This is a genomic window from Rhodococcus sp. NPDC060090, from assembly GCF_042729855.1.
Taxonomy (GTDB): Bacteria; Actinomycetota; Actinomycetes; order Mycobacteriales; family Mycobacteriaceae; genus Rhodococcus.
In genome coordinates this window covers 85,781-109,708 of record NZ_JBHWXB010000009.1, presented here as the reverse complement: position 1 = coordinate 109,708, position 23,928 = coordinate 85,781, and the positions used below count along the sequence as shown (strand labels likewise).

The 23,928-nt window shown below is 66.6% G+C and carries 28 protein-coding genes; 14 read left to right on the top strand and 14 right to left on the bottom strand.

Features of this window, described 5'->3' with window-relative positions:
• Positions 1-9: 9 nt before the first annotated feature.
• The 3 genes from ACFWCF_RS14250 to ACFWCF_RS14240 all read left to right on the top strand — a co-directional run bounded on the left by ACFWCF_RS14250 (position 10) and on the right by ACFWCF_RS14240 (position 1,232).
• Entirely contained in the window at positions 10-516 is a 507-nt protein-coding gene (locus ACFWCF_RS14250; protein WP_378562310.1) for a hypothetical protein, read from the top strand.
• A 19-nt stretch (positions 517-535) separates the two neighbouring features.
• Entirely contained in the window at positions 536-943 is a 408-nt protein-coding gene (locus ACFWCF_RS14245; RefSeq protein WP_378562307.1) for a hypothetical protein, read from the top strand.
• Between the two features lie 76 nt (positions 944-1,019).
• Positions 1,020-1,232: a DUF4287 domain-containing protein gene (locus tag ACFWCF_RS14240; RefSeq protein ID WP_378490801.1), complete on the top strand. Its 213-nt coding sequence runs from the start codon at positions 1,020-1,022 to the stop codon at positions 1,230-1,232.
• Between the two features lie 62 nt (positions 1,233-1,294).
• Here ACFWCF_RS14240 and ACFWCF_RS14235 read toward each other — a convergent pair whose 3' ends face one another.
• The 9 genes from ACFWCF_RS14235 to ACFWCF_RS14195 all read right to left on the bottom strand — a co-directional run bounded on the left by ACFWCF_RS14235 (position 1,295) and on the right by ACFWCF_RS14195 (position 9,799).
• Positions 1,295-1,969: a hypothetical protein gene (locus ACFWCF_RS14235; RefSeq protein ID WP_378562593.1), complete on the bottom strand. Its 675-nt coding sequence runs from the start codon at positions 1,967-1,969 to the stop codon at positions 1,295-1,297.
• A complete protein-coding gene (locus ACFWCF_RS14230; protein ID WP_378562304.1) occupies positions 1,966-2,610 on the bottom strand; it encodes a hypothetical protein in 645 nt (214 codons plus the stop codon). The genes ACFWCF_RS14235 and ACFWCF_RS14230 overlap by 4 nt, the downstream gene beginning before the upstream one ends.
• Before the next feature lie 107 nt (positions 2,611-2,717).
• The gene (locus ACFWCF_RS14225) at positions 2,718-2,984 is read right to left on the bottom strand and encodes a glycosyltransferase (RefSeq protein WP_378562590.1); all 267 of its coding nucleotides are present in this window, start codon (positions 2,982-2,984) and stop codon (positions 2,718-2,720) included.
• 399 nt (positions 2,985-3,383) lie between these two features.
• A complete protein-coding gene (locus ACFWCF_RS14220) occupies positions 3,384-4,601 on the bottom strand; it encodes a glycosyltransferase 87 family protein (RefSeq protein ID WP_378490804.1) in 1,218 nt (405 codons plus the stop codon).
• A gap of 86 nt (positions 4,602-4,687) precedes the next feature.
• A complete protein-coding gene (locus ACFWCF_RS14215) occupies positions 4,688-5,344 on the bottom strand; it encodes a response regulator (RefSeq protein ID WP_378490805.1) in 657 nt (218 codons plus the stop codon).
• The gene (locus tag ACFWCF_RS14210; protein ID WP_378562301.1) at positions 5,341-6,471 is read right to left on the bottom strand and encodes a sensor histidine kinase; all 1,131 of its coding nucleotides are present in this window, start codon (positions 6,469-6,471) and stop codon (positions 5,341-5,343) included. Before ACFWCF_RS14210 ends, ACFWCF_RS14215 begins: the two co-directional genes overlap by 4 nt.
• Before the next feature lie 248 nt (positions 6,472-6,719).
• A complete protein-coding gene (locus tag ACFWCF_RS14205; RefSeq protein ID WP_378562294.1) occupies positions 6,720-7,880 on the bottom strand; it encodes a M20 family metallopeptidase in 1,161 nt (386 codons plus the stop codon).
• On the bottom strand, positions 7,877-9,037 hold the full coding sequence (locus tag ACFWCF_RS14200) for a M20 family metallopeptidase (RefSeq protein ID WP_378562291.1): 1,161 nt from the start codon (positions 9,035-9,037) through the stop codon (positions 7,877-7,879). Before ACFWCF_RS14200 ends, ACFWCF_RS14205 begins: the two co-directional genes overlap by 4 nt.
• A gap of 63 nt (positions 9,038-9,100) precedes the next feature.
• A complete protein-coding gene (locus tag ACFWCF_RS14195) occupies positions 9,101-9,799 on the bottom strand; it encodes an enoyl-CoA hydratase/isomerase family protein (protein WP_378562288.1) in 699 nt (232 codons plus the stop codon).
• A gap of 64 nt (positions 9,800-9,863) precedes the next feature.
• Between ACFWCF_RS14195 and ACFWCF_RS14190 the strand changes: the two genes are divergently transcribed.
• The gene (locus ACFWCF_RS14190) at positions 9,864-10,673 is read left to right on the top strand and encodes a purine-nucleoside phosphorylase (protein WP_378562285.1); all 810 of its coding nucleotides are present in this window, start codon (positions 9,864-9,866) and stop codon (positions 10,671-10,673) included.
• Positions 10,670-12,142, top strand: a complete 1,473-nt coding sequence (locus ACFWCF_RS14185; RefSeq protein WP_378562282.1) for a phospho-sugar mutase — start codon at positions 10,670-10,672, stop codon at positions 12,140-12,142. Before ACFWCF_RS14190 ends, ACFWCF_RS14185 begins: the two co-directional genes overlap by 4 nt.
• A 27-nt stretch (positions 12,143-12,169) precedes the next feature.
• On the opposite strand, the gene upp is transcribed toward ACFWCF_RS14185, so the two are convergent.
• Complete coding sequence (gene upp, locus ACFWCF_RS14180) at positions 12,170-12,793, bottom strand: uracil phosphoribosyltransferase (protein ID WP_378562279.1); 624 nt, start codon at positions 12,791-12,793, stop codon at positions 12,170-12,172.
• A 90-nt stretch (positions 12,794-12,883) separates the two neighbouring features.
• On the opposite strand from upp, the gene ACFWCF_RS14175 reads away from it, so the two are divergent.
• The 5 genes from ACFWCF_RS14175 to ACFWCF_RS14155 all read left to right on the top strand — a co-directional run bounded on the left by ACFWCF_RS14175 (position 12,884) and on the right by ACFWCF_RS14155 (position 16,352).
• Positions 12,884-13,255: a hypothetical protein gene (locus tag ACFWCF_RS14175; protein WP_378562277.1), complete on the top strand. Its 372-nt coding sequence runs from the start codon at positions 12,884-12,886 to the stop codon at positions 13,253-13,255.
• Positions 13,255-14,271 carry a C40 family peptidase gene (locus tag ACFWCF_RS14170; RefSeq protein ID WP_378562274.1) on the top strand — a complete coding sequence of 339 codons (1,017 nt, stop codon included), beginning with the start codon at positions 13,255-13,257 and terminating at the stop codon, positions 14,269-14,271. The genes ACFWCF_RS14175 and ACFWCF_RS14170 overlap by 1 nt, the downstream gene beginning before the upstream one ends.
• A gap of 95 nt (positions 14,272-14,366) precedes the next feature.
• The gene (locus ACFWCF_RS14165) at positions 14,367-14,705 is read left to right on the top strand and encodes a hypothetical protein (RefSeq protein WP_378562271.1); all 339 of its coding nucleotides are present in this window, start codon (positions 14,367-14,369) and stop codon (positions 14,703-14,705) included.
• 64 nt (positions 14,706-14,769) lie between these two features.
• On the top strand, positions 14,770-15,069 hold the full coding sequence (locus tag ACFWCF_RS14160) for a YbaB/EbfC family DNA-binding protein (RefSeq protein ID WP_378562268.1): 300 nt from the start codon (positions 14,770-14,772) through the stop codon (positions 15,067-15,069).
• A 56-nt stretch (positions 15,070-15,125) separates the two neighbouring features.
• A complete protein-coding gene (locus tag ACFWCF_RS14155) occupies positions 15,126-16,352 on the top strand; it encodes a primosomal protein (protein WP_378562265.1) in 1,227 nt (408 codons plus the stop codon).
• Between the two features lie 18 nt (positions 16,353-16,370).
• Here ACFWCF_RS14155 and ACFWCF_RS14150 read toward each other — a convergent pair whose 3' ends face one another.
• The 3 genes from ACFWCF_RS14150 to ACFWCF_RS14140 are packed head-to-tail and all read right to left on the bottom strand — an operon-like array spanning position 16,371 to position 19,173.
• Complete coding sequence (locus ACFWCF_RS14150) at positions 16,371-17,459, bottom strand: adenosine deaminase (RefSeq protein WP_378490818.1); 1,089 nt, start codon at positions 17,457-17,459, stop codon at positions 16,371-16,373.
• 18 nt (positions 17,460-17,477) lie between these two features.
• Complete coding sequence (locus ACFWCF_RS14145) at positions 17,478-18,761, bottom strand: thymidine phosphorylase (RefSeq protein WP_378562262.1); 1,284 nt, start codon at positions 18,759-18,761, stop codon at positions 17,478-17,480.
• A complete protein-coding gene (locus tag ACFWCF_RS14140) occupies positions 18,754-19,173 on the bottom strand; it encodes a cytidine deaminase (RefSeq protein ID WP_378490820.1) in 420 nt (139 codons plus the stop codon). Before ACFWCF_RS14140 ends, ACFWCF_RS14145 begins: the two co-directional genes overlap by 8 nt.
• 254 nt (positions 19,174-19,427) lie before the next feature.
• On the opposite strand from ACFWCF_RS14140, the gene sdhC reads away from it, so the two are divergent.
• From sdhC to ACFWCF_RS14120, 4 genes are read left to right on the top strand one after another with little or no spacing between them, the layout of a single operon-like run.
• Positions 19,428-19,835 carry a succinate dehydrogenase, cytochrome b556 subunit gene (gene sdhC, locus ACFWCF_RS14135; RefSeq protein WP_378490821.1) on the top strand — a complete coding sequence of 136 codons (408 nt, stop codon included), beginning with the start codon at positions 19,428-19,430 and terminating at the stop codon, positions 19,833-19,835.
• A gap of 1 nt (position 19,836) precedes the next feature.
• A complete protein-coding gene (locus ACFWCF_RS14130) occupies positions 19,837-20,277 on the top strand; it encodes a succinate dehydrogenase hydrophobic membrane anchor subunit (RefSeq protein WP_378490822.1) in 441 nt (146 codons plus the stop codon).
• 14 nt (positions 20,278-20,291) lie between these two features.
• The gene (sdhA, locus tag ACFWCF_RS14125) at positions 20,292-22,043 is read left to right on the top strand and encodes a succinate dehydrogenase flavoprotein subunit (protein ID WP_378490823.1); all 1,752 of its coding nucleotides are present in this window, start codon (positions 20,292-20,294) and stop codon (positions 22,041-22,043) included.
• Positions 22,043-22,819, top strand: a complete 777-nt coding sequence (locus tag ACFWCF_RS14120) for a succinate dehydrogenase iron-sulfur subunit (protein WP_378490824.1) — start codon at positions 22,043-22,045, stop codon at positions 22,817-22,819. Before sdhA ends, ACFWCF_RS14120 begins: the two co-directional genes overlap by 1 nt.
• A gap of 64 nt (positions 22,820-22,883) precedes the next feature.
• Here the strand turns inward: ACFWCF_RS14120 and ACFWCF_RS14115 are convergent, their stop codons facing one another.
• Positions 22,884-23,918: a YhjD/YihY/BrkB family envelope integrity protein gene (locus ACFWCF_RS14115; protein WP_378562259.1), complete on the bottom strand. Its 1,035-nt coding sequence runs from the start codon at positions 23,916-23,918 to the stop codon at positions 22,884-22,886.
• Between the last annotated feature and the right edge of the window lie 10 nt (positions 23,919-23,928).

The window sequence follows — 23,928 nt, the reverse complement described above, 5'->3', positions numbered from 1 at the left end:
GAGAAGAACATGGCTGCACCGCTGGAACTCGTCGACAACGGAACACATCTCGATTTCACTGTCGCCGACGTCATGAAGTATCACGGGCCGGGATTCCCCGGAGGGGTCGCCCATGCCGTCAAGGTGCTCGAACGTGCCCTGCCCGTCCTGAGCCCCGACTCCCCCGCCGAACGGCGCGAGATCTCCGTCGCCACTGCCCACCGCGGTCCGGGCGTGCGCGACACGTTCGAAGCGGTGACCCGCGCCGTGACGGAGGATCGTTTCACGGTGGACTCGACTCTCGAACGCACCGACCGCGGCGCAACTCTGGAGCGGTACGTATTCGTGCTGACCTATCGCGGTGTCTCCGTGCGCCTCGAGATCCGGGAGGGGTTCGTCACCGACGAGTTCATCGGTCTCGGCCGCAAGGCGGATCGCACCGACGCGGAGAACGCACGACTGACCGTCCTCAAGCAGGAGATGGCCGATCACCTGTTCGCCGCACCTGCGGACGAGGTGTACGACATCATCGGATAGGTCCCCGTACCGTACGACCATGCCCACCACGCGCACAGCGCTGACCCTGATCGTCGTCGCCGCTGCGTCCGCGGCGACCTGGTTCGCATGGCTCGGGTGGGAGACCGGTTACCGAACGCTGCCGGATGGCAGTGTGACAGGACCGTATTCGACGATGCAGGTGGTCGCGGCCGGAGCGACGATTGCCTGCATCGTCGTCGCCGGGTGCCTGGCGTTGCGCTGCTCGGTCAGGGGCAGCATCGCGGTGGTCGCGTGCACGACCGTCGGGTTCGCGCTCGCGTGGGGGCGCGCCGCGGCAGCGAGCGACGAGACCGGATTGTGGGTCGTGGGTCTGCTCTTGCTCGTAGTGGGCACTGCTGCCGGAGGATCCGCGGTCGCGGTGCTCACCCGGCTCATGTCTCGCCGCGTACTGCAACACCGGCGCTGAGCGAGCCAGCCGCTGGTCGAGGTGGACCAGGCGACGTTCACCGAACGTGTCGGACGCCCCGATTACCCTCCCGAGCATGACCGACACACCCAAGGGCCCCGAATCGTACTTCCCGTCCATCGAGAAGAAGTACGGCCGTCCGATCGAGGAGTGGATGGCGTTGATCCGCTCGTCCGAACTGACGAAACACATGGAACTCGTGAACTGGCTGAAGGCCGATCACGAAATGGGGCATGGTCACGCGAATGCTCTTGTCGCCCATACCCTGAGGGATTCCCCGGCAGAGTAGGCCGGCGCCCGGTCACCGACAATGCGGTGACCGGGCGTCGTCGTCTCACATATCCGACGTACTCATGTGTTGTCGACCCAGCGCAGGAGCGCGTAGAGAAATCGGGTCGCGCCCGGCATGAAGTTGCTTCCGTGGTGGTACGTCGGATCGAGGGTCGTGACGATCAGGCGCCCCGGCGTCGAGACGGTGTCCTCGTACAGCATCATGCCCGCGTCGTGCGCGTCACCCGCGGCGTCGGGCTCCTCGGACACGATCAGCGGCACCACGTCCGCGTCCGTGCGCAGCAGTCCGTGGTGATGCCAGATCGCCGACTTGGTGGTCAGGTACTGCCATGATTCGTGGTCGTGACTGCGGGTGCGGATCAACGGATCCTCCCCGTGGAGCCACCACCAGAAGTTCGTCGGCCGCGGTTCCCATTCGACGCCGGGAAGCCAGGTGTGGACCTGGTTCTCGCCGAGTACGACGAGCGTGCCGCCGCGCTCGGCGACAGCGCGGAACTGCGCGGCGTGACGGGCAACGAGATCAGGGTGCAGGCGGTCTGCAACGATCACCGTCGAGTAGCCGTCGAGGTCGCCGTCGGCGAGGTCTGCGAGGTAGTGGAAGTCCGGCTGGTGGGCGAGCACCGCCGGGTCCTTCATCGTCTGCAGGTGCGGGTAGGAGCCGCCGTGGACGAGCGCGAGTCGCGTGCCCCGCGCAGGCGCACGGTCGGTACGGGAGAAGGGTTCGACGGTCGTCACCGCTGCATCAGCCAATCGATGAGTTGAGTGGTCAGTTTCGAAGAGCTGTTGGGGTCGTTCGCCCAGCCGGTGAGGTCGTTGCCGCCGTGAGCAAGCACCTGCCCCTCGCCCAGTGGGTAGACGTAGTCGAGGGGAAGCGCATGCCGCCCGATCCGGGTGGCGACGAGGGCGTCCTCCGGAATCTTGTCGATGTAGCCGCGCGCGTAGAACCCGGTGACACCCTTTCGAGTACTCAGATCGACAGGATCGACGCCGGCCCATACCGGGTGCGGGTCGCCGAGAGTGATCGCCAGGTCTTTCGGACCGGTGTACGCGAGCTTGCGCCACACCCCCAGCCCCGGAAGGAAATCGGTGAGCACGTGCCCCATGACCGCGACCCGGCCACCCGAGGTGACGAACTCGGTGAGCAGGTCCTTGTTGCGCTCGAGGAAGATCTGGTCCGATCCTCCGCCGATGATCAGGCCGCGTACCGACGTGAGGTCCGTGCTCGGCAGGCGGTAGAGGTCGACCTCACCGAGCCGAGGGTCGCCGTGGGTGCCCCCCGCGAGGTTGTCGGTTCCCATGGTGATTCGTAGGACCGGAGCGAGTGCGGCGGAGGCCGATTCGCCTGAGCCGGGAGCGATGAGTTCAGGTGCTGACACAGAATTCTTCCGTTAGGTCGAGCAGGACGCCCGTAAGGTGACGTAACGATTCATAAGGTAAGCCTTTCTTAACTGATGGTCAACTTTCACGCCTCTCCGCAATGGGCTCACTCCAGGAGACCGGCGAGTGTCTTCCAGGTCGCGTCCCATGCCCAACTCTGCGCCCACTCCCGTCCGGCGCTGCCCATTCGGGTTGCGGCGTCGGGATCGTCGAGCAACATGAGCGGGACGAGCGCGCGGAGGTCACGACGGCGAGGTCCGTCACCGACCGACACGAGTCGGGTGTCCGGGTGGCGGTCGCGGATCATCGGCAGCGCTCGAATCAAGGCGTCCTGTCCCTTTCTGCGCACCAGTCTCGCAACACACACAATCACCGGCCCCCTGTGCCCGATCGGGACCGTGCCGTTTCGCCCACCACGTTTCGTGCCCGTGGCCGGATGCGACGATGCGATGCACACCGACCGTGCGGAGGGGACGCGCAAGAGACGAGAGCGGCGCGGCAGCGGCGAACCAGACACGATCACATCCGTGCTCGACCGCGATCGACTGCACCGTCCGTGCCATACGCCGGGCGGGAAGAAGCATGCGCGAAAGATCCCTGATCACCCGAAACGGCATCTGCGCATCGTGGTGGACGGCACCCGGTTCAGCGGAGGTGTAGACGATCACGTCAGCCGGATCGAAGCGGCGGACCATCTCGAACGCGAACGTTTCGATACCCCCTGCCTGGGCAGGAAAATCGTTGGTCACGACCAGGATGCGGTTCTGGAAGTTCACCGGGCCGTCTCCGTCCGGCTCATCTGCACCCGAGTCCGCGCGGAGCGACAGGCCGTGTCCAGCGCGAACACGACTGCGGTGCCACCGAGAACCAGCGGGTAGACGAAGTACCCGAACCTGGAAGTGGGAGCGAGCAGGAAGACAACCGTGAGGAGGACGGCAGCGAACGAGGCAGCACGAACGAAGGAGTCCGGCGGATTCCGCACCAGCACCACGGCAGCACAGACTCCTGCAACGGCCAGAACGACCGACGCGAGCGTCGGACCGTACGGCACCAGACGAGCCAGTGCCCCGCCGACAAGGGAGTCTCCGGCCGGGGTCACGACGTCCGTGCGCCCCAGCGGGAAGAGCAGCGTGTGCCGGACGAAGGCCGCCGGATCGGTGAAGGCCGGAACGTGGAACACGACCGTCAGGGCGGCGCATGCCACCCCTGCCCGCAGGGCCGTGCGGCGGTCGTATCGCGCACACATCAGAACGAGCGCGACCACGAGAACCGGGACCGCGAGCGGCTTGAGAGCGCAGGCGAAGGCGAACGACACCGCCGTCGTCACCACCCGGCCTCGGGTCGCCGCCGCAAGACCGAGAAGTGCTGCACCGACAACCGGAAGATCGACTCCACCGACCGTCATGGCCAGGGCAACCACCGGCGACGCGATCAGAACCGTCATCTGCATTCCAGAGCGTCGCGGGAGCGGCCGGGCCAGGACCATCGTCGAGGTCAGCAGGACACACACGACGAAGAACAGTGCGAACCAGATTCGCGGATCACCGAGCGGGTTCTCCGGGAACAGTTGCGAGGGTGTGCCGAAGAGCGTCATTGCAGGGCCGTACGGGTTGTACTCGGCGAGCACCGACGGGTCCGGAACGTAGGGGCTGCCCGTGGTGATCAGATAAGCGGCCGACTCCGCGACCACCGACACTTCCAGCTGCGCGGTGCGTGTCGCGATCAGTGCCGTTCCCGGCGCCACTACGGCGCCGATCACCGCAGACACCGCGGCCGGCGTGAGGCGCCGCCTCACGGCAAGCACAGTGGCCACCGCATATCCGACGACTGCCCACAACGCCCAGACGCGATGCGGATGCAGCTGCGTCACTGCACCGTACACGAGAGCAACTACGGAGAAGGCCGCGAAGGTCAGCGTCCATCGATGGGCGAACAGACCGGCCGAGACGAAACGTGCCCGGTCGTGAATGCGGGTGCGCTCGAGTAGCATGCGGAAAACGCTACGGACGCACGATCATCCGAACATCCCCTGCAGCAGCGATTTTCGGGGTAGCTCGGGCGAGCTACCCCGAGCGCTCAGGCCCGGCCCTGGACGTGCTCGAAATAGAAGACGACCGCCTGCGTCCGGTCGCGCAGGCCCAGCTTCGCAAGGATTCGCCCGATGTGCGTTTTCACCGTTTCCTCCGCCACCGACAGTTCCGACGCGATCTCGGGATTCGACATGCCGCGCGCCATCACCTGCAGGACTTCCCGTTCCCTCGGCGTCAACACCGACGCCCGACCGGATTCCACGACCGCAGTGCCCTTGCGCCTGGCGAATTCGGCGATCAGACGGGTGGTGACCGACGGTGCGAGCATCGACTCCCCCGCTGCGACGGTGCGCACACCGGTGATGAAATCCGACGCGGGCGACTGCTTCAGCAGGAACCCGCTGGCTCCGAGACTCAGCGCGTCGTAGACGTAGTCGTCGAGGTCGAAGGTGGTCAGCATCATCACTCTGGTGCGATTGTCCGGTCTGGTGAGTACCGCCTCCGCAGCGCGGATTCCGTCGAGCCTGGGCATCCGGATGTCGAGGACCACGACGTCGGGATCCAATGCTGCGACGAGCTCGACCGCCTCCGCGCCGTCCTCCGCAGATCCCACCACGTCGATGTCGCTCTGAGTGTTCAGCACCGCGGCAATTCCGTCGCGGACGAGCGCCTGGTCGTCGGCCACCACCACGCGAATCATCATCGCTCCTCCCTGAGACCGGCGTGTGCCCCAGCACGATGGTCGAACTCGACATCGACGACGAACCGTCCATACTCGTCTGGGCCCGTCTCCACGGTCCCGCCGTACGCGGCGACCCGTTCGCGTATTCCGATGAGCCCGTGCCCTCCGCCACCGGACGCCGGGTGGCCGGGCACGATGACGTTACCGACCGTGAGGCGCGAATGTCCCGCTCCGATCCGGATCTCGACGGCCACGCCGCTTCCTGCCCCGTGCCGATGCGCATTGGTCAGCGCTTCCTGGAGGATGCGGTACATCGCACACGAGATCTCCGTCGGTACCGTGTCCGGATCCCCGAATACTCGCAGGTCCACCTGATGCCCCGACGAACCGCACCATCTCGCGACCAGGTCGTCGAGTCCGTCGAGTGTAGGAGCTTCCGATCCGCCCTCCGTTTCGGGGCCTCGGAGGACGTCGACGACCCTGCGCATCTCGGTCAACGCGGTCGCTGCCGCCGCGTGGATGTCGTCGAATGTGGAGTGCACACCGACCGGTAGTTCCGGATGTGTGAATGTCGCGGCCTGTGCCTGAACCGCGATCATCGACATATGGTGGGCAACCACGTCGTGCAACTCGCGTGCGATACGGGTGCGCTCGCGGGCGATGGCTTCGCGGTGTTCCTGTTCACGGCGCAGCCCTCGTTCCACGACCAGATGTGTCTCGGCAGCGCGCAGTCGCCGAAAGACCGCGCCGGCAGCCACGATCCCCGTAGCGGCAACAGCGATCATCGCAACCGCATGCAGCGGCAGGCCGACCGTCCACATTGCAGGAAGGACGACCAGGATCAGCGACGTCGACGCCGCAGCCGACACCACCCGAAGCGGCCGGTCCGAGGCGAGTGCGATCAGTGCCGTACCGGCCGAGATGCAACTTGCGACCGGCCATGGCACGACTTCGTCCTGGACCAGCCCCGAGACCGTGCCCGCAGCAAACCCGAAGGTCATCAGTTGCCAGGTCACCAGCGGGCTCGCGAACACGAACACCAGAGGAAGCACTTGTAGCGCCCCGAGCAGGTAGGCGGCCACGACCCACGGCACCATGTCGGTCAGCTGCCCGACCGACGTGCCGAACAGCAGGGTCAGCAACAGCACTGCACCGACGAGACCTGGTGTTCCGCTGCGTCCGCGCGGGCGCAGCGGAGCGTACGACGTCTCCGGTGTCCACGCTTCGACAACGGCCCGGCCCTGGCCGGAGGCGACATGCCGGACACGTGATGATGGGTCGGTCGCCCTCGATCTCGTATGGAGCACACCCGACACTAGGTCGATGGTTCGTCGTCGGGCATCCCCCCGGAGAGCTATTTATCTTGCGGGGGAATCCGCACCGCCCCGCGAAGGAGCTATCCGATCGCGCCGAGCGCAAGGTTGGTCAGCACCCGCACACCCACCGGGAGTGCCCGCTCGTCGAGATCGAACGTCGACTGGTGGATGTCGAGTTCCGGTCCGGAACCGGACCACACGCCGAGCCGTCCCATCGCGCCCTGGATCTGTTCGAGGTACCACGAGAAGTCCTCGCCCCCACCGGACTGCGGGGTGTCGGAGAGCATGTCGGGGCCGGCGGCGCGGATGGCGTCCTCGAACATCCGCGCGGACACCTCGTCGTTGACGACGGGCGGTACACCTCGACGGTAGTGCAGTTCGTAGCTCACCCCGGTGGGTGCGAGAAGCCCGTGCACGATCTCGCGGACCATCGGTTCGAGCAGTTCCCAGGTCTCGTGGTCGCCGGTGCGTACGGTGCCTGCCAGCATTCCGGTGCGCGGGATGGCGTTCGGAGCCTTGCCCGCGCTGACCGCACCCCACACCATGACGGTGCCGGTGCGCGGATCGATCCGTCGGCTGAGCATGCCCGGCAGTCCGGTGATCACGGTGCCGAGTCCGTAGACGAGGTCGCCCGTCAGGTGCGGGCGCGACGTGTGCCCGCCGGGTGAATCGAGGACGAGTTCGATGGTGTCGGCGGCCGAGGTGATCGCCCCTACCCGCATGCCCACCTTGCCGACCTCGAGCCGCGGATCGCAGTGCAGTGCGAAGATGCGCGAGACCCCGTCGAGGCCTCCGGCGGCAACGACGTCGAGCGCACCGCCCGGCATGACCTCCTCGGCGGGCTGGAACACCAGCCGCACACCGACGGGCAGTTCGGGGACCGATGCGAGCGCCAGACCTGCTCCGAGGAGCACGGTCGTGTGTGCGTCGTGGCCGCACGCATGTGAGACGCCGGGGACGGTCGAGGAGAAACTGAGCCCCGTCATCTCCTGCAGCGGGAGGGCATCCATGTCGGCACGCAGCGCGAGGCGTGGTCCGTCCGTCGGACCGAGATCGCAGATCAGACCTGTGCCCCGAGGCAGCACCTTGGGGGCAAGTCCGGCCGCTGTCAGCTTCGTCGCGACGAATTCGGTGGTGGCGTACTCCTGCCGCGCCAACTCGGGGTTGGCATGGATATGGCGACGCCACGCGATCAGATCGCCGGCGTGCTCGTCGAGCCACTTCTCCACGTACGAGTTCATCGGCGGCCGACCCCTTCGAGCAGGCGGGCACGCTGAGCGGGATCGGCGGCAGCGCGGGCCGCGGTCGCGGCGAGGGCCCGGGCACCGTCGAGGAGGGCACGGTCGGCGGAGTCGGTGATGCACGCAGCCGCGAATGCTGCCTGGTGTGTGACGGCGCCTCCCGAGTCGAGTCCGATGACCGGGTGTATTCCTGGCACGACGTTCGTCACGTTTCCCATGTCGGTGCTGCCCAGCGGGCGGAACCCTTCCTCCTCGACGGGCAGCGGTGCGCGCCCTAGACCGATGACCTCTTCACGATATGCCTGCACCAGCCACGGGTCGGGGGTGAGTTCGGTATAGGTGGGCGACACCGTCCGGATGCTGTGGGTGCACCCGGCAGCGAGCGCACCAGCAGCGAAGCAGTGCCCGGAGCGTTCACGGAGATCGTCGAGCAGGTCGGCGGTGGTCGCGCGCAGGTAGTAGAGCATCTCGGAGTGCCCGGGCACGATGTTGGGCGCGGCTCCGCCGTCGCTGACGATGCCGTGGATCTGCTGGCCGGGCATCAGATGCTGGCGCATGAGGCCGACCGCGACCTGCGCCACGGTTGCCGCGTCGGCCGCATTGCGTCCGTATTCGGGTGCCGCGGACGCGTGCGCTTCATGTCCGGCATAGGAGACGGCGATGTCGGCGAGCGCGAGCGAGGTCGCCCCGGTGATGTCGAACGGACCCGGATGGACCATCATGGCGGCGCCGACGTCGTCGAACTCGCCTCGCTCCAGCATGAGGACCTTGCCGCCACCGGTCTCCTCTGCGGGGGTGCCGATCACGCGGACGGTGACACCGAGTTCGTCCGCCAGCGCGGCCAGGCCGATGCCGGCACCGACGGCCGCAGCGGCAATGATGTTGTGCCCGCATGCGTGCCCGATTCCGGGAAGCGCGTCGTATTCTGCGCAGAAGGCGAGGACGAGATCGCCGCTGCCGTACCGGGCATCGAAGGCGGTGGGGAGATCGGCGACACCGGTGCGGACGTCGAACCCGCTGTGTCGCAAGACGTCGACGATCTTGGCTGCACTGCGATGTTCCTCGAACGCCAATTCCGGCTCTGCGTGGATCGAATGCGACAGTGCGATCAAGGTGTTTGAAGCAGCCTCGATCGCACTGTCGGCTTCGGTCGTCACGGTGCCCAGTCTGTCATGCCGGACGGGACACGATCGACGGTGCCACGCAATCCTGCCGGGTGGTCAGCCGAGGCGGAAGTTGGACTCGTCCGTCTTCGTCCGCAGGGCCTCGATCAGCGGCGCATGCAGGCCCCGCTTGATTCCGCCCAGGTTCTTGCCGCGGGTCGCGGTCAGCGTCGCAGCCTTCTCGACGGCAGCCGCGAGGACGCCGTCGCCGTCCACGTGCCGCTCGGCGATCCCGGCGTCGACTGCGTCGACACCTCCGAACCGGCGGCCGGTGGTCATCGCGTCGACCGCGGTCTGGATAGGGAGACGTTCCCGCATCAACGCGGACATTCCGACGGTGAACGGCATGTTCAGATTCACTTCCGGCAGGCACCAGAAACCGCGGTCGGCGCGCATCACCCGGAAATCGTGGGTGAGGGCGAGCATCGCCCCCGCCCCGAAGGCGTGGCCCTGCACTGCGGCGACCGTCGGCGCCTCGAAGGTGAGAATCCGGACGAAGAGTTCGTGAACCGAATCCAAATAGCCGGGTAGGTCTGCCAGGTTGCCGAAGATCCAGTCGGTGTCGAGGCCGTTACTCCAGAACTTCCCGGTCGCGGCGGTCACGAGGGCTGCGGGGCCCTCGTGGGCCTCGACCTCGTCGAGCCGGCGATGCAACTCGGTGAGCATGTCCGGGTGGAAGCGGTTCTCGCTCACCTCCTCGTCCCGGTTGCCGAGATTCAGGACGAAGACGTCGCCGTCGCGTTCGAGATAGGGCATGACGGCCACGATACCCCTTTCCTACTCACGAGTAACTTCCGAGTTCCCGCTAGGGTCTGACCTCATGGGAACACCCGAGATACTCGATCCCGCCACCACGGCGAAGGCCGCGGCCGATGTCGTCACCGAACGCACAGGCGTCACCGCGCACAGCGTTGCGATCGTCCTCGGTTCGGGCTGGCGCGCTGCCGTCGACCGATTCGGTGCACCCACCGCGAGCATCCCGATGAGCGACCTCCCCGGTTTCGCGCCGCCCACCGCTGCCGGACACCCCGGCACCGTGCACTCGTTCGTCGTCGGCGGCAACGCAGTGCTCGTACTCGCCGGGCGCACACACGCCTACGAGGGCCACGACCTGAGCCGGGTCGTCCACCCGGTACGCACCGCGGTCGCCGCGGGTGCACACACCGTGATCCTCACCAACGCCGCAGGCGGAATCGATCCCGATTTCCGCGTGGGTCAACCGGTACTCATCTCCGACCACCTCAACCTCACCGGTCGCTCACCGCTCGTCGGCGCCCAGTTCGTCGATCTCGTCGACGCGTACTCCTCCGATCTGCGCGCCCTCGCCCACGAGATCGATCCGACTCTGCCCGAGGGCGTCTACGCAGGACTACCGGGACCGCACTACGAGACACCCGCCGAGATCCGCATGCTCCGAACCCTCGGCGCCGACCTCGTGGGCATGTCGACGGTGCACGAGACCATCGCCGCCCGCGCGGCAGGTGCGCGCGTCCTCGGACTCTCACTGGTGACCAACGCCGCCGCGGGCGTCACCGGCGAGCACCTCGACCACGAAGAGGTCCTCGCCGCAGGACGAAACGCCGCGACCCGCATGGGAGACCTGCTCCACGACCTGGCGGCCCGGCTGTGACGCTCCGGTTCGGGACCGCGGGGCTGCGCGGCCCCGTCGGCGACGGGCCGGACTGCATGAACGTCCCGACCGTCGTGCGCACCACAGCGGGCCTCGCAGCGTGGTTGATCGAGCAGGGGCACCGCGGCGGCACAGTCGTCGTCGGGCGCGACGCGCGAACCGGTTCCGCGGAGTTCTTCACGGCGGCCACCGAGGTGCTCGCCGCGGCAGAGTTCGACGTCGTCGCCCTCCCCCGCCCACTTCCGACCCCGGTCACCGCGTACGCGGTACGCGAGCTGAATGCAGTTGCCGGAGTGCAGATCACCGCGTCGCACAATCCCGCAACCGACAACGGCTACAAGGTGTACCTCGCCGGTGGCGCCCAGATCGTCTCGCCGGCCGACCGTCGGATCGAGTCGGCGATCGACGACGCGCCCGACGCCGATGCAGTTCCGCGCGCAGCAGTAGCCGCCTCGGGCGGAGACCTCGTCGACCGCTATCTCACGCGGGTGGCGTCGCTGCCACGCTCGCAGCACCGGAACCTGAGGATCGCGTTGACGCCACTGCACGGCGTAGGAGGCGAGACAGCCGTCGCCGCATTGCACACGACCGGATTCACCGACGTGCACGTCGTTGCGGCGCAGTTCGAACCCGATCCCGCATTTCCGACGGTCGCGTTCCCGAATCCGGAGGAGCCCGGCGCCGCCGACGCCGTGCTCGAACTCGCCGCCGACGTCAACGCCGACATCGCGATCGCATTGGATCCGGACGCCGATCGCTGCGCGGTCGCGGTGCCCACCGCGACCGGGTGGCGGCTACTGCGCGGCGACGAAACCGGGGTGCTCCTCGGCGACCGCATCCTCGAGAACGCACCGGAGGGCTCGCTGGTGGCCACGACGATCGTCTCGTCGGCCCTGCTCGGCACCCTGGCCGCCGCGCGCGGCGCCCGATTCGCGCAGACCCTCACCGGCTTCAAGTGGCTCACCCGGGCCGGCGAGGGGCTGGTCTACGCGTACGAGGAAGCTATCGGGCACTGCGTCGACCCCGACGCCGTGCGCGACAAGGACGGGATCGCCACGGCAGTCCTGGTCGCCGACTATGCGGCCGAGCTCAAAGCGTCGGGCCGCACCCTCGTGGACGCACTCGACGACCTGCATCGCGAGTTCGGCGTGCATGTGGGCGATCAGGTGGCGATCCGTGTCACCGAACTCACGCAGATCGACACGATCATGGCGGGATTGCGTGCAGATCCGCCTCCCGCGTTGGCCGAGGAGTTGGTGACCACGACCGATCTCGCGACCGACCCGGGACCACTGAACACCGACGCACTCGTCTTCGAGGGTGCCACGGTCCGTGTCGTGGTCAGGCCGTCCGGGACCGAACCGAAACTCAAGTGCTATCTCGAAGCGGTATCCCGCAGCGGCGATCGCGACACAGCGACGAGGTCGCTGGACGCGTTGCGCCGCTGGGCGATCGGACTCGCCGGCTGACCGGCCGTCAGAGCGCCGGCTGGTTTGTCAGCGCGGCCCGAACTGGCGATCGCCGGCGTCACCGAGCCCCGGAACGATGTACTTCGCGTCGTTGAGACCCTCGTCGATCGAGGCGGTCACGAGGCGAACGGGATGCCCCGACGCGGCGAGCGTCTCGACGCCCTCCGGCGCGCACACGACGCACACCGCGGTGATGTCGGTCGCGCCGCGCGAGACCAGCATGTCGAGCGTCTGCACCATCGATCCGCCGGTCGCGAGCATCGGGTCGAGCACGAACACCGGAAGACTCGACAGATCCTCGGGCAGCGACTCCAGGTACGGCACCGGTTCGAAGGTCTTCTCGTCGCGGGCCAGCCCTACGAATCCCACCTGTGCCTGGGGGATGAGTGCGTGCGCCTGCTCGACCATGCCGAGCCCGGCGCGCAGAACCGGAACGAGCAGCGGGGGCTGCTGCAAACGCACCCCGGTGGTGACCGCGACGGGCGTCCGGACGTCGAATTTTTCGACCGGCGCTTCACGCACCGCCTCATAGATCAGCATCTGGGTGAGCCGGCGCAGTGCGTGCCGGAATGCAGCATTGTCGCTGCGTTCATCCCTGAGGGTGGTGAGCAGGGAAGCGGCGAGCGGGTGGTCGACCACGAGCGAATCCATGAATCGAAGGATAGAACGAGGGAACCGACGAGTCCTCCGGTGCGTCCAAGCAATGTGACACACATCCATCGGCGAACGAGGAGACACGCGGTGCCCGACCCACAGACCGACACAGCAACACTTCAGGCCGACACAGCAACACTTCGGGCCGACACAGGGGTCATCGCGGGATTCGGCCGCATCGCTGCCGACCTCGCCGAACAGATCGATCAGGCCGCACTCCAGACCCGGATGACCGATCCGACCGGACTCACGCCTCTGCTCGGCGCCGTCGGCACCGACTTCCTCGCCGCGTTCACCGCTGCATACGCCGGCCACACCCGCGAACTCGACCGGATCCGCGAGGTCCTCTCCGGGATGGGCACGGCGGCGACGCTGACCGCGGCCGCGTACGAACGCACCGTGGGCGAGACGGCCGACGCTCTGCGGGGCGCCGCCGAGCGGCTCGGGGACACCCCGTGATGGCCGGGGTGGGGGCAGATGCCCTCGTCTCGCCGCTGCACGACCTGCTCGGGGCGTTCGGTTCCGAGATGTCGCCGGGTTCGGACCCGGGCAGCGGCCTGCGCGCCGGTTCCGCGATGACAGAACAAGCGCATGCCACGTGCCGGACCGCGCTCGCCGAACTCGCATGGGGGTGGACCGGTACTGCCGCCGAGACCGCACTCGTCAGCGGCGAGAGGGTCCTCGCCGACACCATCGGTGCCGTCGACCGCGGGATCGAGCTCGCCACCGGCGTCCTCGACGCCACGGTCACGGTGGTCACCGGAGCGGCCGAACTGAAGCGCATCATCGACTCGTTCGTGGCTCTTGCCCAGCAGGCGGCTCCCGTGCTGGCTCTCCCGCAGGGACAGCTGATGCTGATCACCGCCGCGATCGAGCACATCACCGAGGGGCTCGGCGTGCTCACACGGGTGGTGGCCGCGCTGTCCGAGCTCACCGCGAAGGTGACGGCGTTGATCCCCGAACCACCGATGGGCGCTCCGATGCCGGGCGATGGCGGCGCTGCACGGGCCGAGCTCGGGGGCCCGGCCACGGGGTCCGGCGAGATCTCGACGATGGGCGGTTCGGCACCCGGCTCCGGCGGCGGGATCGCAGTGACGCTGCCCGACGGCACCGTCGCACACGCTCCGAACCCGACCGCCGCCGAAGCCGTTCGTCGTGCACTCGACCAACAGGGAACTCCGTACGTGTGGGGCGGCACGACTCCGGGTCGCGGACTCGACTGCAGCGGCCTGACCCAGTGGGCGTATGGAGAGGCGGGCCTCGAACTGCCGCGTCTCGCGCAGGAACAGGACGTCGGAGCACCTGTCGACTCCGGATCCGTGCTGCCGGGCGACCTCGCGGTCTGGGATGGGCACGTCGCAATGGTTGTCGGCGGCGGAATGATGGTCGAAGCAGGCGATCCGGTGTCCGTGACGCCCATCCGTACCACGAACGGAGCGATGGGCTTCCAGGGTTTCTACCGGCCGACCGAGTGACCGGAATCGGTGTTGCGACCGGAACACTGCCGGGTGCCGCTGATCTCTCCCGCACAAGAGGGAACCGATTCGCCTTCCGATGCGTCCAACCGTGTATGGACACCATCAAGACGATTCCGGTGACGGCCACCGCACAGAACGCAGCAGGCACGATCCGGATCCGCACGACCGATGAAGGCCTGCCGATCGATCTGCGCATCGACCCGCGAGAACTTCGGTTCGGGGCAGCGCAGCTCGCCGATGCCATCGTGGCGCTGAATCGGCGGGCAGCACTCGAAGCGGCGATTCTGCGGCGTGAGCAACTGTCCGCCCAGGGCGTCCACAGCGACGTCCTCGACCGGATGGGCATGCCCACCCGCGACGACCTGCCCGACCTCGATCACGACGACGCCGGGCACGGCACACACCCGATCTGGATGCACCGGCCCCTGTGACCGCATACCCGACAACACGGAAAGGCCGAGACGCGATGAGACAGCACCGAAAGGACCCGACGTCATGAGCGAACAGCAGGTCGAAGCGATCGTCGATCGCGTACGCACACAGCTGGGGTCTCTCGAGCACACACTCGACGGCCTCGGTACGGTTCGCGGTTCCGCGAGGAACGAGGACGGCAGCATCGTCGCGTACGTCGACGGTCGAGGTGCCCTGGCGGGCCTGGACCTGGCCGAATCGGTCACCCGGCGCGACCCGGCCGAGCTCGGGTCCGAGATTCTCGCGACGATTCATGAGGCCGCTCGCCGTGCAGCCACAGAACGCGCCCGGCTGCTTCACGACCTGCGAAGTGCCCTCTCGTGACGCTTTTCCCCCTCCCGCGCTATATCTTCGGCGGCGACATGGCTAGGCTTCCCGCCATGGCTGGAGACATCGTCCCGATCGAACTCGGTCTCACCGACGGCGACCTCGTCACTTTGTGGGCACCCAAGTGGCGCGAAGGCGACGACGAGTGGGAGGCCTTTCTCGGCCACGGCGACGACCTGTACGCATTCCCGTCGGTGGCGCATCTCGTCGCGTTCGTCCGCGCGAACAACGACAACGACCTTGTCGAGCATCCGGCGTGGCCGGTCGTCTCGAAGCTCGCCGCCGTCGAGTTCGAGCCCGATGAAGCGCACGCGTTCGATCTGATCGCTGTCCCCGAGCTCGTGGCCGGCGATCTCGATCCGGTCTTCGTGTCGGAACTCCAGGACACCTTCGACATCGTCAGCATCCTCGGCGACGTGTGCGAGCTCGATGTGGTCACCAAGTTCTTCGAGCGCCCCGAGGTGGAGTCCGTGCTTCGGTACGGCGTCGCAGCATTCGACGACCGCGCCGGCATGGAGTTGTGGAACAAGCTCGGTGCCGCGGTCGTCGAGGACTGGGACGCCGTGATCGATGCGCTCGACGCAGTGGTCACGACCCCGGACACCGAGGCGGCGGCCGTGTCGGAGATCGAGTCGGAGCTGGTGGCGGTCGACGAGAACGACGTCGAGGCGGACGACGCGGTCGATGACGCCGAGGAGGATGAATACGAGTACGTCGACGACGAGGCGGGCGACGACTTCTGGACGTCCGTAGGCATCGACCCCATCAAGATCATCACGACCGAGGGCACGTGGTTCACGCTGCGGTGCTATCTCGACGACGACGCCGTGTTCCTCGGCTCCGAGAGCTCGATCCTCGTGTTCGGGTCCGAACGCGCGCTCGGCCGGTACCTCGCCGACAACCACGACCACGATCTGGCGACGCTGGAAACGTACGAGACCATCCGGCACGCCGCCACCGACGGGTCACTCGAAGTCACTGTCACCGAGGACAACGTCTACGTGCTCACCGGCATCGCCGACGACATCGTCGAGGGAGTCACCGCGGTCGATCCCGAACAGATGGAGCTCGCTGTCGAGCTGTTCACCGATGCCGCGAACTACGTCGGCGAGGACGCAACCGACGCCGCGCTCGCCGGCTCCACCGAGCTCGGCTGGTTCGTCAACTATGTGATCGAGCCGGATTCGAGCAGGCCCTCCCCGAGCACACCGTTCGACGCAGAAGCCGTCGCGTGGCGCGGGCTCGAGCGCGAGTTCGAGGCCCACCTGCGCAAACTGTGAGCTGTCCGGCCCGGGTACTCAGCCCACGAGCACTGCGTATCCCGGCTTGATGACGTCGTCGATCAGTTCGAGGCGCTGGTCGAACGGGAGGAACGCCGATTTCATCGCATTGATGGTGAAGCGCTCCAGATCCGACCACCCGTAACCGAACGCCTCGACCAGCCGAGTCATCTCCCGTGTCATCGTGGTGTCACTCATCAGCCGGTTGTCGGTGTTGACGGTCACCCGGAAACGCAGACGGGCGAGCAGATCGAACGGGTGCTCCTCGATGGTCCGCACGGCCCCGGTCTGCACATTGGAACTGGGACACAGTTCCAGCGGAATCCTCTTGTCCCGCACATAGTTCGCGAGCAGCCCGAGGGACTTCGTCCCGTCCGGGTGGACGGTGATGTCGTCGACGATACGCACGCCGTGCCCGAGACGGTCGGTGCCGCAGAACGCCACTGCCTCGTGGATCGAGGGCAACCCGAACGCCTCGCCTGCGTGAATGGTGAAGTGTGCGTTCGCGGCGCGCGTGTACTCGAATGCGTCGAGGTGCCTGCTCGGTGGATTTCCCGCCTCCGCACCTGCGATGTCGAATCCGACGACCCCTCGGTCACGGAACCTCACGGCCAGTTCGGCGATCTCCCGGGATCGCGCGGCATGCCGCATCGCGGTGAGCAAGCAGCCCACCCGAACCTGTCGCCCGCTCGTCGCGGCCACCTCGGACTCCCCCGCACGGAATCCCTCGAGAACGTGTTCGACGACGCGATCAAGGCTCAACCCCAGCTCGAGATGCTGCTCGGGAGCGAACCGCACCTCGGCGTAGATGACGCCGTCCTCCGCAAGGTCGATGACGCATTCCCGCGCGACCCGCTCCAGGCCCTCGGGGGTCTGCATCACGCCGACGGTGTGCTCGAAGGTCTCCAGGTAGCGTTCGAGCGACCCACTGTCGGCGGAGTCACGGAACCACGAGGCGAGCCCGTCTGCGGTATCGGCAGGCAATCGATGACCGCACTCACCGGCGAGCTCGAGGATCGTCGCGGGCCGGAGCCCGCCGTCCAGGTGGTCGTGCAGGACCACTTTCGGCGCGACCCGAAGGCGCGTCCCTCCCGGCTGCTCGTTCATGTTCCGGACGGTAGTCGCCTAGTCGGTGATCCGCTCGATGACGAGGGGTCGCCGTTGCGGCGCCTCGGTCCCGATCCGCAATCCGTCACGCAGGGCGGTGAGCGCGGCCGGGAGAATCTGCGGCGTGTCGGTGTGGAGGGTCGCGATCGGCTGCCCCGCCCGGACCGAATCGCCCGGGGTGCCGTGCAGTTCGACACCCGCACCCGCCTGCACAGCGCTGCCCTGGTGTGTTCGCCCTGCGCCGAGCCGCCATGCGGAGAGCCCGACGGCCATCGCATCGAGACCGACGAGTACCCCGTCCGCGTCGGCGTACAGGGTTTCGGTGTGGTGTGCGGTCGGCAGCGGCGCATCCGGGTCGCCGCCCTGCGCGACGATCATCGAGCGCCAGCGATCCATCGCGGATCCGTCACGCAGTCGATCCGCGGGGTCGAGGTCGTCGATGCCCGCCGCGGCGAGCATGTCGCGAGCGAGCGCCAACGTCAGTTCGACGACGTCGTCGGGGCCGCCGCCTGCGAGCACTTCGACGGCTTCTCGCACCTCGAGGGCATTGCCCGCGGTACGACCGAGCGGTGCGTCCATCCGGGTGAGCAGTGCGGTGGTGATCAGGCCGGCATCGGTACCCAGTTCCACCATCGTCCTGGCGAGCTCTCGGGCTTCTCCGAGCTCCTTCATGAATGCTCCGCTGCCGACCTTCACGTCGAGGACCAACGCCCCGGTCCCCTCGGCGATCTTCTTGCTCATGATCGAGCTGGCGATGAGGGGTATCGATTCGACGGTTCCTGTCACGTCGCGCAGCGCGTAGAGCTTCCGGTCGGCGGGGGCCAGATCTGCGCCCGCGGCGCAGACGACGGCGCCGACATCGGGGTCGGTGAGGATCTCGGCCATCTCGGCGGTGCTCAGGTCGGCGCGCCAACCCGGAATCGATTCGAGCTTGTCGAGCGTGCCTCCCGTGTGCCCGAGCCCGCGACCCGACAGTTGAGGCACCGCCGCTCCGCATGCGGCCACCAGCGGAGCGAGAGGCAGGGTGATCTTGTCCCCGACTCCTCCGGTGGAATGCTTGTCGACGGTGCGCAGGCCCAGGCCGGTGAAGTCGAGTCGTCTGCCCGAGTCGATCATCGCCGTCGTCCAGCGTGAGGTCTCGGTGCGGCTCATTCCGCGGAAATAGATGGCCATGGCGAGCGCTGCCATCTGCTCGTCGGCGACGATACCGTGGGTGAACGCTTCTATCACCCAGTCGATTTCGGATCCGGTCAGCTCGAAGCCGTCGCGCTTGCTTCGGATGATCGAGGTGATTTCAGGCATGTTCACCACCGTCGGGGCCGGTCGCAGCAAGGTCCTCGGGGCCGAATGCGTCGGGAAGTAGCTCCGACATCGGGCGGGCACCGGTGGTCGTATCGATGAGCAGACCCGGGCCACCGTGCTCGAGCAGGACCTGCCGGCACCGGCCACACGGCATCAGTATTGCTCCACGTGCGTCACACACCGAGACAGCGCGAAGGCGACCCCCACCACCGGAGATCAAGTTACCGACGAGTACGCATTCGGCACAAAGACCCAAGCCGTGTGAGACATTTTCCACATTGCACCCGCTCACAGTCCGGTCGTCCACGGTGAGAGCAGCAGCCCCCACCGGAAACTTCGAGTAGGGTGCGTAAGCGCACTCCATGGCCTCATGTGCTTTGGCGCGCAAGGACTTCCAGTCAATTTCCGGCACAATCACGCATCTTTCCATGGTGGTCTGCGCAACGATTCGACGCCCCCGCCGTCCGCAATCACAGTTGGAAAGGCAAACCTAACTTACGTTTTCACGCCGGTACGAATCAGGCGGGAGATTAGTTCCCGGCTTTGCGATGGGTTTAGAGTCATCCCAAGTCGGTTCAGGTTTCACGTCGGGCCCGTACTGCGGAATTTCCCACAGGCGAGAGCGGCTCGACGCGTCCACCATTGACGTTGGAGGCACAGCACTCGATGAGCAGCACGACTGAAGCCGCCCCCGTAGAAGCGGGGCGCACACGGTCGCTATACCGGGGGGACCCCGGAATGTGGTCCTGGGTTCTACACCGGATCACCGGCGTGGCGACATTTTTCTTCCTGTTCGTCCATGTCCTCGATACCGCACTCGTCCGGGTGAACCCCGAGACCTACGACGCGGTGATCGATACCTACAAGACCCCGATCGTCGGCCTGATGGAGCTCGGCCTGGTGGCCATGGTGCTCTACCACGCCCTCAACGGTATCCGCGTCATGCTCGTCGACTTCTGGTCCAAGGGCCCGAAGTACCAGCGCGTGATGCTCTGGACGATCCTGGCGATCTGGTTCGTGGTGATGATCCCCGCAACCATTCGCATCTTCTACAACATGTTTGCGGGGCACTGACATGACTGAAGCGAAGACCCTCGGCACGGCGTACGACCGCCCCGCCAGTCTCGACAACCCTCGGTCCCCGCGTCGTGCCGCGAAGAACAACTTCGAGCTCTACGCGTGGCTGTTCATGCGCCTGTCCGGCATGGCCCTGGTCATCCTGGTGCTCGGTCACCTTCTGATCATGCTCATGCTCGACGACGGTGTGCACCGCATCAACTTCGCCTTCGTCGCAGGTCGCTGGTCCAGCCCGTTCTGGCAGGTCTGGGATCTGTCGATGCTCTGGCTCGCGCAGCTGCACGGCGGCAACGGCCTGCGCACCGTCATCGCGGACTACGCACGCAAGGACTCCACCCGGTTCTGGCTCAACACGATCCTGGTCGTGTCGATGATCCTGATCATGGGCCTGGGCACCTACGTGATCTTCACCTTCGATCCCAACATCGTTGCGAGCTAGGGGACCAAGACTTCATGCAGGAACATCGTTATGACGTGGTCATCGTCGGTGCCGGTGGCGCCGGAATGCGCGCCGCGATCGAAGCCGGCCCCCGGGCCCGCACCGCGGTTCTAACCAAGCTCTACCCCACTCGCAGCCACACCGGCGCAGCGCAGGGTGGCATGTGCGCCGCCCTCGCGAACGTCGAGGAAGACAACTGGGAGTGGCACACCTTCGACACCGTCAAGGGCGGCGACTACCTCGCCGACCAGGACGCCGTCGAAATCATGGCGAAGGAAGCCATCGACGCGGTCCTCGACCTCGAGAAGATGGGCCTTCCGTTCAACCGCACGCCCGAGGGCAAGATCGACCAGCGTCGATTCGGCGGACACACCCGCGACCACGGCAAGGCTCCGGTCCGTCGCGCGTGCTACGCAGCCGACCGCACGGGTCACATGATCCTGCAGACGCTGTACCAGAACTGCGTCAAGCACGACGTCGAGTTCTACAACGAGTTCTACGCGCTCGACATCGCCCTGACCGAGACCGAGAACGGCCCGGTCGCGACGGGTGTCATCGCCTACGAGCTCGCCACCGGCGAGATCCACATCTTCCACGCGAAGTCGATCGTGTTCGCCACGGGCGGCTCGGGCCGCATGTACAAGACGACGTCCAACGCCCACACCCTCACCGGTGACGGCCTCGGCATCATCTTCCGCAAGGGCCTGCCGCTCGAGGACATGGAGTTCCACCAGTTCCATCCGACGGGACTGGCCGGGCTCGGCATCCTCATCTCGGAGGCCGTCCGCGGTGAAGGCGGCATCCTGCGCAACGCCGACGGCGAGCGCTTCATGGAGCGGTACGCCCCCACCATCAAGGACCTCGCGCCCCGCGACATCGTCGCGCGCTCGATGGTTCTCGAGGTGCTCGAAGGCCGCGGTGCCGGACCGAACAAGGATTACGTCTACATCGACGTGACCCACCTCGGCGAAGACGTCCTCGAGGAGAAGCTCCCGGACATCACCGAGTTCGCTCGCACCTATCTCGGCGTCGACCCCGTCACGGAACTCGTGCCCGTGTACCCCACCTGCCACTACGTCATGGGTGGTATCCCCACCAATGTCCAGGGTGAGGTGCTCCGCGACAACGACAACGTCGTCCCGGGTCTGTACGCCGCCGGTGAGTGCGCATGTGTGTCCGTGCACGGTGCCAACCGTCTCGGCACCAACTCGCTCCTCGACATCAATGTGTTCGGCCGCCGCGCCGGCATCGCTGCCGCCGAGTACGCGAACAGCCACGACCACGTGGACATGCCGGAGAACCCGACGAAGTACGTCGACGACTGGCTCGACCTGATCCTCCACCAAGGTGGCAGCGAGCGTGTCGCAGACATCCGTCGCGATCTGCAGCAGACGATGGACAACAACGCATCGGTGTTCCGCACCGAGGAGACGCTGACGCAGGCGCTCAACGATGTCCACGAGCTGAAGAAGCGCTACAAGGAGATCACGGTCCACGACAAGGGCAAGCGCTACAACAGCGACCTGCTCGAGGCGGTCGAGCTCGGCTTCCTGCTCGAAATGGCCGAGGTGACCGTCGTCGGCGCCCTGAACCGCAAGGAATCGCGCGGCGGTCACGCACGCGAGGACTACCCGAACCGGGACGATGCGACCTACATGAAGCACACCATGGCCTACAAGGTGGGCGAGGAACTGATCTCCGACATCCGCCTGGACTACAAGCCGGTGGTCCAGACCCGGTACGAGCCCATGGAGCGGAAGTACTGATGACAACTCTCGAAAAGCACGACACTGCCGCAGAGGATCTTCCTCCTGTTCCCGAGGGCGCCGTCATGGTCACCCTCAAGATCGCGCGGTTCAATCCGGAAGACACCAAGGGTCAGCACTGGGACTCCTTCCAGGTGCCTGCGCTTCCGAGCGACCGGATGCTCAACCTGCTGCTGTATGTGAAGGGCTACCTCGACGGCACCCTCACCTTCCGTCGCAGCTGCGCGCACGGTGTCTGCGGCTCCGACGCGATGCGGATCAACGGTGTCAACCGCCTGGCCTGCAAGATCCTGATGAAGGACATGCTGCCCAAGGACGGCAAGCCGGTCACCATCACGATCGAGCCCATCCGCGGTCTTCCGGTCGAGAAGGACCTCGTCGTCGACATGGAGCCGTTCTTCGACGCGTTCCGTGCCGTCAAGCCGTTCCTCATGACCACGGGCAACGAGCCGACCCGCGAGCGCATCCAGTCGCAGCACGACCGCGCACGTTTCGATGACACCACCAAGTGCATCCTGTGTGCGTGCTGCACCACCTCGTGCCCGGTGTACTGGAGCGACGGCAGCTACTTCGGTCCCGCTGCCATCGTCAACGCTCACCGCTTCATCTTCGATTCGCGTGACGAAGGTGCTGCAGAGCGTCTGGACATCCTCAACGACAAAGAAGGCGTGTGGCGCTGCCGCACCACCTTCAACTGCACCGACGCATGCCCTCGCGGCATCCAGGTGACGAAGGCGATTCAGGAAGTCAAGCGCGCGCTGATGTTTGCTCGCTGATTTCCAGCACAGAATGCGGGCCGGCCCTAATGGGGCCGGCCCGCATTGTTTGTTTCGTGTCAGTTCACTTGCGGCGCAGCCGCACCCCTGCAAGCACCCCGCCGACGACACCGGCGCCGAGCAGAGCCAGCCCTCCTCGTACACCGGGCCCCTCCTGGACCTGGACGCGCGGCGTGATCACCGCGGGATCCGGTGCGGGAATGTACGCGAGCGCGAGGCTCGCCTTCGTCGACGCGGCGAACGCAGTGCAGAACAACACGAGCTGCGCGGTGATGTTGCCGAACACGAGGATGCCCAGGATCGGACCGAACGCGACACCCGCAGGGCCTTGGAGGACACTCCCGAGGTAGATCGAACCGACCTGTTTGAGGATCTCGAATCCGATGCCCGCGATCACGCCGGCCAGGATCGCACTGCGGAACGGGACCGGTTCGCGCGGCAGGCGGGCGATGACCCACGTGAACACCGCACTCGTGGCGGCCACCGCAATGAGGAGCGCAGCGATGCGCAGCAGCACACCCACGCCGACGATGTTCTCGATGTTCAGGAACTCCACGATCCACCGCATCACCGGTCCGCTGCTGACCGCGGACAACCCCAGCGACACGACCATCGCCAGGCCCAGACTGATCAGCGCGCCGGCATCGCGGAGCTTGACGACGAGGAAATTTCCCGTCTCGCGCGGGTTGTCCCACATTGCGGTGAGGGCATTGCGCAGGTTCGCCATCCAACCCAGGCCGGCATACGACGCCGTGATCAGACCGATCACGCCCACCGCGCCGCGAGAATCGATCGCGGACTCGATGATTCCCTGGACGGTTCCGCCGAGTTCACCGGGGATGTTCTCGGCGATCGTGTCGCTGATCTGCTGCAGCATCTCCGGTCGGCCGGCAAGGATGAAACCCGCGATGGAGAACGCGACCATGATGATCGGGACGATCGCGAGGACCGTGAAGTATGTGAGCCCCGCGGCATAGTAGCTGCCCTTGTTCTCCTGATATCGCATACCGGAACGCACCAGATGGTCGAGCCAAGGCCTGGCTGCCCTCTGACGTTCGAGGAAACTCGGCTCTTTGTCGCCGTCCGGCGCACCGACCATCAGCTGCTCC

Bases quoted from the DNA above. Each gene is read 5' to 3' on its own strand.
- ACFWCF_RS14155 (WP_378562265.1), top strand. From the start codon at position 15,126: ATGGCTGGAGACATCGTCCCGATCGAACTCGGTCTCACCGACGGCGAC.
- ACFWCF_RS14130 (WP_378490822.1), top strand. From the start codon at position 19,837: ATGACTGAAGCGAAGACCCTCGGCACGGCGTACGACCGCCCCGCCAGT.
- ACFWCF_RS14220 (WP_378490804.1), bottom strand. From the start codon at position 4,601: ATGCTACTCGAGCGCACCCGCATTCACGACCGGGCACGTTTCGTCTCG.
- ACFWCF_RS14240 (WP_378490801.1), top strand. From the start codon at position 1,020: ATGACCGACACACCCAAGGGCCCCGAATCGTACTTCCCGTCCATCGAG.
- ACFWCF_RS14170 (WP_378562274.1), top strand. From the start codon at position 13,255: ATGGCCGGGGTGGGGGCAGATGCCCTCGTCTCGCCGCTGCACGACCTG.
- ACFWCF_RS14160 (WP_378562268.1), top strand. From the start codon at position 14,770: ATGAGCGAACAGCAGGTCGAAGCGATCGTCGATCGCGTACGCACACAG.
- ACFWCF_RS14205 (WP_378562294.1), bottom strand. From the start codon at position 7,880: ATGAACTCGTACGTGGAGAAGTGGCTCGACGAGCACGCCGGCGATCTG.
- ACFWCF_RS14245 (WP_378562307.1), top strand. From the start codon at position 536: ATGCCCACCACGCGCACAGCGCTGACCCTGATCGTCGTCGCCGCTGCG.
- sdhA (WP_378490823.1), top strand. From the start codon at position 20,292: ATGCAGGAACATCGTTATGACGTGGTCATCGTCGGTGCCGGTGGCGCC.
- sdhC (WP_378490821.1), top strand. From the start codon at position 19,428: ATGAGCAGCACGACTGAAGCCGCCCCCGTAGAAGCGGGGCGCACACGG.
- ACFWCF_RS14120 (WP_378490824.1), top strand. From the start codon at position 22,043: ATGACAACTCTCGAAAAGCACGACACTGCCGCAGAGGATCTTCCTCCT.
- ACFWCF_RS14195 (WP_378562288.1), bottom strand. From the start codon at position 9,799: ATGCCCTATCTCGAACGCGACGGCGACGTCTTCGTCCTGAATCTCGGC.
- ACFWCF_RS14145 (WP_378562262.1), bottom strand. From the start codon at position 18,761: ATGCCTGAAATCACCTCGATCATCCGAAGCAAGCGCGACGGCTTCGAG.
- ACFWCF_RS14250 (WP_378562310.1), top strand. From the start codon at position 10: ATGGCTGCACCGCTGGAACTCGTCGACAACGGAACACATCTCGATTTC.
- ACFWCF_RS14150 (WP_378490818.1), bottom strand. From the start codon at position 17,459: ATGAACGAGCAGCCGGGAGGGACGCGCCTTCGGGTCGCGCCGAAAGTG.
- ACFWCF_RS14115 (WP_378562259.1), bottom strand. From the start codon at position 23,918: ATGGTCGGTGCGCCGGACGGCGACAAAGAGCCGAGTTTCCTCGAACGT.
- ACFWCF_RS14165 (WP_378562271.1), top strand. From the start codon at position 14,367: ATGGACACCATCAAGACGATTCCGGTGACGGCCACCGCACAGAACGCA.
- upp (WP_378562279.1), bottom strand. From the start codon at position 12,793: ATGGATTCGCTCGTGGTCGACCACCCGCTCGCCGCTTCCCTGCTCACC.
- ACFWCF_RS14190 (WP_378562285.1), top strand. From the start codon at position 9,864: ATGGGAACACCCGAGATACTCGATCCCGCCACCACGGCGAAGGCCGCG.
- ACFWCF_RS14215 (WP_378490805.1), bottom strand. From the start codon at position 5,344: ATGATGATTCGCGTGGTGGTGGCCGACGACCAGGCGCTCGTCCGCGAC.